Origin of the sequence: Pseudomonas idahonensis (assembly GCF_037903935.1) — a bacterium.
In the GTDB taxonomy this organism is placed as follows: domain Bacteria; phylum Pseudomonadota; class Gammaproteobacteria; order Pseudomonadales; family Pseudomonadaceae; genus Aquipseudomonas; species Aquipseudomonas danubii.
On the sequence record NZ_CP149586.1, the window covers coordinates 115,594 to 122,500 of the forward strand.

Sequence of the window (6,907 nt, forward strand, 5' to 3'; positions counted from 1 at the left end):
CCCCAGCCTACTAAAGGCTGAGGTTTGGGTTATTGCGCTACAGCAGCTTTACTCGACGGCTTTGACCATGTCTTCGATGACTTTCTTGGCGTCGCCGAAGACCATCATGGTCTTGTCCAGGTAAAACAGTTCGTTGTCCAGGCCGGCATAACCACTGGCCATGGAGCGCTTGTTGACGATGATGGTCTTGGCCTTGAAAGCCTCGAGGATCGGCATGCCGGCGATCGGCGATTTCGGATCGTTCTTCGCCGCCGGGTTGACCACGTCGTTGGCACCCAGGACCAGCACCACGTCGGCCTGGCCGAACTCGGAGTTGATGTCTTCCATCTCGAACACCTGGTCGTAAGGCACTTCGGCTTCGGCCAGCAATACGTTCATGTGGCCGGGCATGCGCCCCGCTACCGGGTGGATCGCGTACTTCACGGTTACGCCGCGGTGGGTCAGCTTCTCGGTCAGCTCTTTCAGCGCGTGCTGGGCCCGCGCTACCGCCAGGCCGTAGCCGGGAACGATGATCACGGTGTCCGCGTTGGTCAGCAGGAAGGTCGCATCGTCAGCCGAGCCGGATTTCACCGGACGGGCTTCCTGTGCACCGGCCGGGCCGCCCGCATCGGCGCTGTTGCCGAAACCGCCCAGCAGCACGTTGAAGAACGAACGGTTCATCGCCTTGCACATGATGTACGAAAGGATCGCGCCGCTGGAGCCCACCAGGGAGCCGGCGATGATCAGCATCGAGTTGTTCAGGGAGAAACCGATCCCTGCCGCTGCCCAGCCCGAATAGCTGTTGAGCATCGACACCACCACCGGCATGTCGGCGCCGCCGATCGGGATGATGATCAGCACACCCATGACGAAGGCCAGGGCCAGCATGAGGGCAAAGGCGCCCAGGTTGCCGGTGGCCATGAAGGTCACGCCCAGGCCGAGGGTGGCCAGGCCCAGTACCAGGTTGAGTTTGTGCTGGCCGGCGAACTGTACCGGTGCGCCCTGGAACAGGCGGAACTTGTACTTGCCCGACAGCTTGCCGAAGGCGATCACCGAGCCGGAGAAGGTGATGGCACCGATGGCCGCGCCGAGGAACAGTTCCATGCGGTTACCAGCGGGGATCGCATCGCCCAGGTGTTTGACGATGCCCAGAGACTGCGGTTCGACCACGGCGGCAATGGCGATGAACACCGCGGCCAGACCGATCATGCTGTGCATGAAGGCCACCAACTCCGGCATCTTGGTCATCTCGACGCGCTTGGCCATGATCGAACCGGCGGTGCCGCCGATCAGCAGGCCCACGATGACGTAGCCGATGCCGGCGGTGGCCAGTTCTGCGCCGAGCTTATAGATGAGGCCAATGGTGGTCAGTACCGCCAGGGCCATGCCCAGCATGCCGAACAGGTTGCCGCGTCGGGATGTGGTCGGGTGCGAAAGTCCCTTGAGCGCCTGGATAAAGCACACCGAGGCAATCAGATAGAGGGTTGTTACCAGGTTCATACTCATTACTTCTGCACCTCTTCTTTCACGGCTTTGGGCGCTTTCTTCTTAAACATTTCCAGCATGCGGCGGGTCACCAGGAAGCCACCGAACACGTTGACCGCGGCCAAGGCAACGGCCAGTGTGCCCATGGTCTTGCCCAGCGGGGTCACGGTCAGGGCGGCAGCCAGCATGGCGCCGACGATGACGATGGCGGAAATGGCGTTGGTCACCGCCATCAGCGGCGTATGCAGTGCGGGTGTGACGTTCCAGACCACGTGATAACCGACATAGATCGCCAGCACGAAGATGATCAGGTTGTAGATACCGGGGGAGATAAGCTCTTCCATCGTCTGAATCCCTGCTTAGGCGTTTTTGCGGATGACTTGGCCGTCGCGGCACATCAGGCACGCGGCGACGATGTCGTCTTCGAGGTTGACTTCGAACTGCCCTTCTTTAGTGAAGACAAGCTTCAGGAAGTCCAGCAGGTTGCGGGCGTACAGCGCCGAGGCATCTGCAGCTACCGCGCCGGCCAGGTTGGTCGGGCCGACGATGGTTACACCGTTTTCGACCACGACCTGATCCGCTACGGTCAGCGGGCAGTTGCCGCCCTGTGCTGCTGCCAGGTCGATGACCACCGAGCCGGGTTTCATCTGGGCGACGGTCTCGGCGCTCAGCAGCGTCGGTGCCTTGCGGCCTGGGATCAGCGCGGTGGTGATGACGATATCGGACTGCTTTGCACGCTCGTGGACCGCCTGGGCCTGGCGCTGCATCCAGCTGGCCGGCATGGGACGGGCGTAGCCACCGACACCTACAGCGCACTCGCGCTCTTCGTCGGTCTCGTAAGGCACGTCGACGAACTTGGCCCCCAGGGACTCGATCTGCTCCTTCACCGCTGGGCGCACGTCCGAGGCCTCGATCACCGCGCCCAGGCGCTTGGCCGTGGCGATGGCCTGCAGCCCTGCCACACCGGCGCCGAGGATCAGCACGCGGGCTGCTTTGACGGTGCCAGCGGCGGTCATCAGCATTGGCATGAAGCGCGGATAGTAGTGGGCGGCCAGCAGCACAGCCTTGTAGCCGGCAATGTTGGCCTGGGACGACAACACGTCCAGGCTCTGGGCCCGGGAAGTGCGTGGTGCCGCCTCGAGGGCGAAGGCAGTAATGCCACGTTCGGCCAGCTTGGCGATGGTTTCATTGCTGAACGGATTGAGCATGCCCACCAACACGGTGCCGCTCTTGATCAGAGCCAGCTCGCTGTCGCTGGGGGCCACTACCTTGAGGATCAGTTCGGCGCCAAAGGCATCGTTGGCGTTGCCAATGGTTGCCCCTGCCGCTTCATAGGCACTGTCGACCACGCTGGCGTTAATGCCGGCGCCGCTTTGCACAGTGACTTTATGACCCTGGCCGATCAGCTTCTTGATGGTTTCCGGGGTTGCAGCAACCCGTGTTTCACCCGTCTGGGTTTCGAGAGGAACACCAATGTGCACGTCAAATCTCCTGCTTGATCTTATTGCTTTCGATCTTTCTTAGAAGGCCAGCGCACTGAGGAGGGTGCGGCTGGGGCGGCCGATCAGCACGATCCCGCTGAAATCACAGCGGGGCGCGGCATTTTGCAGGCGAACTTTGAGGCCTTCAAGGGATTCTGACTAGTGACGGAAAATTAACTACAAGTCACCCCGTGACCGAATGTCGCAACGTACAGACTTAAACCCTTGTAAGCCGCGCCTTTCAAGGCTTTAGACATGAAATTAAGATTTTTCTCATCGGTGGCGTGAATAGTCTTGCATCGCCTCTAAATAAACCCTACAAGCCGCGTGGTTAGGCGCTTGTAGAACGATTGTCCAAGGTGTCGGTACAGTCTGTCTAGATGCGACAAATAGTTATATCTGTAGGGCTTTGAATTAGTTGACTACGGGGTCAGCTATTGGTGTGTAGCCTTTATTTCCCAAGGTTGTAGCTGTTCGCCTGGTTTACTAGCCAGTCGCGAAATGCCCGTAAAGAGGCTGATTCAACCTTGCGCTCAGGAATCATCAGGTAGTACGCCTTGATGCTCGTGAGTGCTTGAGGGTTGGCAATCACCAGGCGTTTTTCCGCCAGTTCGCGCTGAATGAGAAAGGCTGGAATCAGGGCGATGCCCATGTCATGCATGGCTGCCTGGGCGAGCATGGAGAATAGCTCGTAGCGTGGCCCTGTCATGTCGCGGGGGATGCTCATTTGTTGTGAGTTGAACCACTGTCGCCAGGCGTAGGGACGTGTGGTCTGCTGCAACAGGGGCAGTTCGGCAATGGCTTCTGCACTCAGTTGCTGGTGGTTGCCCAGTATGGCCGGGCTGCACACCGGCACTGGATGCTCGCCCATCAGGCGATGGGACTGAGTACCGGACCAGTCGGCGTCACCGAAGTAGATGGCTGCGTCGAAGGGGGTATCGGCGAACAGGAAGGGGCGTGTGCGGTTGGTCAGGTTGACGGTGACTTCGGGGTGTTGTTTCTGGAAGTCCTTGAGGCGCGGTAGCAGCCATTGAGTGCCGAAGGTCGGTACCACTGCCAGTTCGATGACATTGGCGCCTTGCTGACCCATCACGGAAAGGGTGTCGCGCTCTACGGCATCCAGTTGAGTTGCGACCCGTCGACTGTAGGAAAGGCCGGCTTCGGTCAGTTTGACTCCCCGCCGCGAGCGTCGGAAGAGTTCTACGCTGAGGAACTCCTCCAGGCTGGCGATCTGTCGGCAGACGGCGCCCTGGGTCAGGGAAAGCTCCTGTGCCGCCTTGGTAAAGCTCTCGTGACGGGCGGCGGCCTCGAAGCTGATCAGGGCGGCGGTACTGGGGATCTTCCTGCGCATGTACGGCTATCTCACTAATGGTGGCTGTAGATGGCACTTTTTGCCGTCACGAAGTGAGAAATTAGCACAACAGTATGCAAAATCCTCGTTTGCCGGGAGGCTTCTGCTGGGCCTAGGATCAGCCCACGATAGTTGACCTACTTCACGAGGATTCACTCATGGGCGGCAAAGCAAGCTTCAACTGGATCGATCCCCTTCTGCTGGACCAGCAACTGACTGAAGAGGAGCGCATGGTCCGCGACAGTGCCGAGCAGTTCGCTCAGGACAAGCTGGCACCACGGGTTCTGGAAGCTTTCCGCCATGAGAAGACCGACCCGGCCATCTTCCGTGAAATGGGTGAAGTCGGCCTCCTGGGCGCGACCATTCCCGAGCAGTACGGCGGCAGTGGCCTGAACTATGTGTGCTATGGCCTGATCGCTCGTGAAGTGGAGCGCGTGGACTCGGGTTACCGCTCCATGATGAGTGTGCAGTCGTCCCTGGTGATGGTGCCGATCAACGAGTTCGGCACCGAAGCGCAAAAGCAGAAGTACCTGCCGAAACTGGCGTCTGGCGAATGGATTGGCTGCTTTGGTCTGACCGAGCCGAACCATGGTTCCGATCCGGGCGCGATGATTACTCGTGCGCGCAAGGTCGAAGGTGGCTACAGCTTGACCGGCAGCAAGATGTGGATCACCAACAGTCCGATCGCGGATGTGTTTGTGGTCTGGGCCAAGGATGACGCTGGTGATATCCGTGGCTTCGTTCTGGAGAAAGGCTGGAAAGGTCTGAGCGCTCCAGCCATTCATGGCAAGGTGGGTCTGCGGGCGTCGATCACTGGCGAGATCGTCATGGATAACGTTTTTGTCCCGGAAGAGAACATCTTCCCGGATGTGCGTGGTCTGAAAGGTCCTTTCACTTGCTTGAACTCGGCACGCTACGGCATCTCCTGGGGCGCGCTTGGCGCGGCGGAATTCTGCTGGCACACCGCGCGTCAATACACCCTTGATCGTCAGCAGTTTGGCCGTCCTCTGGCCGCGACTCAGTTGATCCAGAAAAAACTGGCAGACATGCAGACCGAAATTACTCTCGCCCTTCAGGGCTGCCTGCGTCTGGGGCGGATGAAGGATGAAGGGACCGCGGCGGTGGAAATCACCTCGATCATGAAGCGCAACTCCTGCGGCAAGTCTCTGGATATCGCGCGGATGGCTCGTGACATGTTGGGTGGCAACGGTATCTCCGATGAGTTTGGTATCGCCCGTCACCTGGTGAACCTGGAGGTGGTCAATACCTACGAAGGCACTCACGACGTGCATGCGCTGATTCTCGGGCGTGCACAAACCGGTATCCAGGCGTTCTATTAATAGGAGAGCGGCCATGGGCGCGTTATCGCATCTGCGGGTACTGGATTTATCGCGGGTACTGGCCGGGCCTTGGTCCGGGCAGATCCTTGCGGACCTGGGGGCCGAGGTCATCAAGGTCGAGCGTCCGGGCAATGGTGACGATACGCGCGCCTGGGGGCCGCCCTTCCTTAAAGATGCCTATGGCGAGAACACCACGGAGGCTGCTTATTACCTGTCGGCCAACCGTAACAAGCAGTCAGTGACCATCGACTTCACTCGTCCCGAGGGGCAGCAGTTGGTGCGTGAGCTGGCTGCCAAGTCGGACATTGTCATCGAGAACTTCAAGGTTGGTGGGCTGGCTGCATATGGCTTGGACTATGAATCGCTCAAGGCAATCAATCCGAGACTGATCTATTGCTCGATCACCGGGTTTGGTCAGACCGGTCCCTATGCCAAGCGGGCGGGTTATGACTTCATGATTCAGGGGTTGGGTGGGCTGATGAGCCTGACCGGACGCCCTGAGGGGGATGAGGGGGCTGGGCCGGTGAAGGTCGGTGTAGCGTTGACCGATATTCTGACCGGGCTGTACTCGACGGTGGCGATTCTGGCGGCCTTGGCTCATCGGGATCAGGGCGGCGGCGGCCAGCACATCGATATGGCGTTGCTGGATGTACAGGTGGCCTGTCTGGCTAACCAGGCCATGAACTATCTGACGACGGGAGTTGCTCCCAAGCGCTTGGGCAATGCGCACCCTAATATAGTGCCTTATCAGGATTTTCCGACCGCGGACGGAGACTTTATCCTCACCGTGGGTAATGACGGGCAGTTTCGTAAGTTTGCTGAGGTAGCGGGTCAGCCGCAGTGGGCAGATGATCCTCGGTTTGCTACTAACAAGCTGCGGGTGGCTAATCGGGCGCTGTTGATTCCATTGATTCGCCAGGCGACGGTATTCAAGACTACTGCTGAGTGGGTAAGTCAGTTGGAGAAGGCAGGAGTGCCGTGTGGGCCGATTAATGATCTGGCCCAGGTATTTGCTGACCCGCAGGTTGTGTTTCGTGGTTTGGCTGTTGAGCTGCCCCATGCGTTGGCGGGGACTGTGCCTCAGGTCGCCAGCCCGATTCGTCTCTCCGAGACGCCTGTGGAGTACCGTAATGCCCCTCCTCTATTGGGTGAGCACACTGCGCAGGTCCTGCAGCGAGTATTGGGAATGCAGGTCGAGGCTGTTGAGGCTTTGACGCGTTCGGGAGTGCTTTAAGGCTTCTCTTCTATATAGAGGGGCGTAATGTCCCTCT

Annotated in this window: 6 protein-coding genes; 2 read left to right on the forward strand and 4 right to left on the reverse strand. The window is 59.4% G+C overall.

Annotated features, from left to right (window positions below):
* Nucleotides 1-48 precede the first annotated feature (48 nt).
* The 4 genes from WIN67_RS00575 to WIN67_RS00590 form a co-directional block, all read right to left on the reverse strand.
* Complete coding sequence (locus WIN67_RS00575) at nucleotides 49-1,485, reverse strand: NAD(P)(+) transhydrogenase (Re/Si-specific) subunit beta (protein ID WP_339070476.1); 1,437 nt, start codon at nucleotides 1,483-1,485, stop codon at nucleotides 49-51.
* Nucleotides 1,485-1,808: an NAD(P) transhydrogenase subunit alpha gene (locus WIN67_RS00580; RefSeq protein ID WP_005783507.1), complete on the reverse strand. Its 324-nt coding sequence runs from the start codon at nucleotides 1,806-1,808 to the stop codon at nucleotides 1,485-1,487. The genes WIN67_RS00575 and WIN67_RS00580 overlap by 1 nt, the downstream gene beginning before the upstream one ends.
* A 15-nt stretch (nucleotides 1,809-1,823) precedes the next feature.
* A complete protein-coding gene (locus WIN67_RS00585; RefSeq protein ID WP_102862522.1) occupies nucleotides 1,824-2,945 on the reverse strand; it encodes a Re/Si-specific NAD(P)(+) transhydrogenase subunit alpha in 1,122 nt (373 codons plus the stop codon).
* A 451-nt stretch (nucleotides 2,946-3,396) separates the two neighbouring features.
* Nucleotides 3,397-4,296, reverse strand: a complete 900-nt coding sequence (locus WIN67_RS00590; protein ID WP_123390249.1) for a LysR family transcriptional regulator — start codon at nucleotides 4,294-4,296, stop codon at nucleotides 3,397-3,399.
* 158 nt (nucleotides 4,297-4,454) lie between these two features.
* On the opposite strand from WIN67_RS00590, the gene WIN67_RS00595 reads away from it, so the two are divergent.
* On the forward strand, nucleotides 4,455-5,636 hold the full coding sequence (locus tag WIN67_RS00595) for an acyl-CoA dehydrogenase (protein ID WP_077933165.1): 1,182 nt from the start codon (nucleotides 4,455-4,457) through the stop codon (nucleotides 5,634-5,636).
* A gap of 13 nt (nucleotides 5,637-5,649) precedes the next feature.
* Nucleotides 5,650-6,870 carry a CaiB/BaiF CoA transferase family protein gene (locus WIN67_RS00600; RefSeq protein ID WP_296412603.1) on the forward strand — a complete coding sequence of 407 codons (1,221 nt, stop codon included), beginning with the start codon at nucleotides 5,650-5,652 and terminating at the stop codon, nucleotides 6,868-6,870.
* The last annotated feature ends 37 nt before the right edge of the window (nucleotides 6,871-6,907 follow it).

Excerpts from the sequence above, each read along its gene's own strand:
- WIN67_RS00590 (WP_123390249.1), bottom strand. The coding sequence starts at position 4,296 with ATGCGCAGGAAGATCCCCAGTACCGCCGCCCTGATCAGCTTCGAGGCC.
- WIN67_RS00580 (WP_005783507.1), bottom strand. The coding sequence starts at position 1,808 with ATGGAAGAGCTTATCTCCCCCGGTATCTACAACCTGATCATCTTCGTG.
- WIN67_RS00595 (WP_077933165.1), top strand. The coding sequence starts at position 4,455 with ATGGGCGGCAAAGCAAGCTTCAACTGGATCGATCCCCTTCTGCTGGAC.
- WIN67_RS00600 (WP_296412603.1), top strand. The coding sequence starts at position 5,650 with ATGGGCGCGTTATCGCATCTGCGGGTACTGGATTTATCGCGGGTACTG.
- WIN67_RS00575 (WP_339070476.1), bottom strand. The coding sequence starts at position 1,485 with ATGAGTATGAACCTGGTAACAACCCTCTATCTGATTGCCTCGGTGTGC.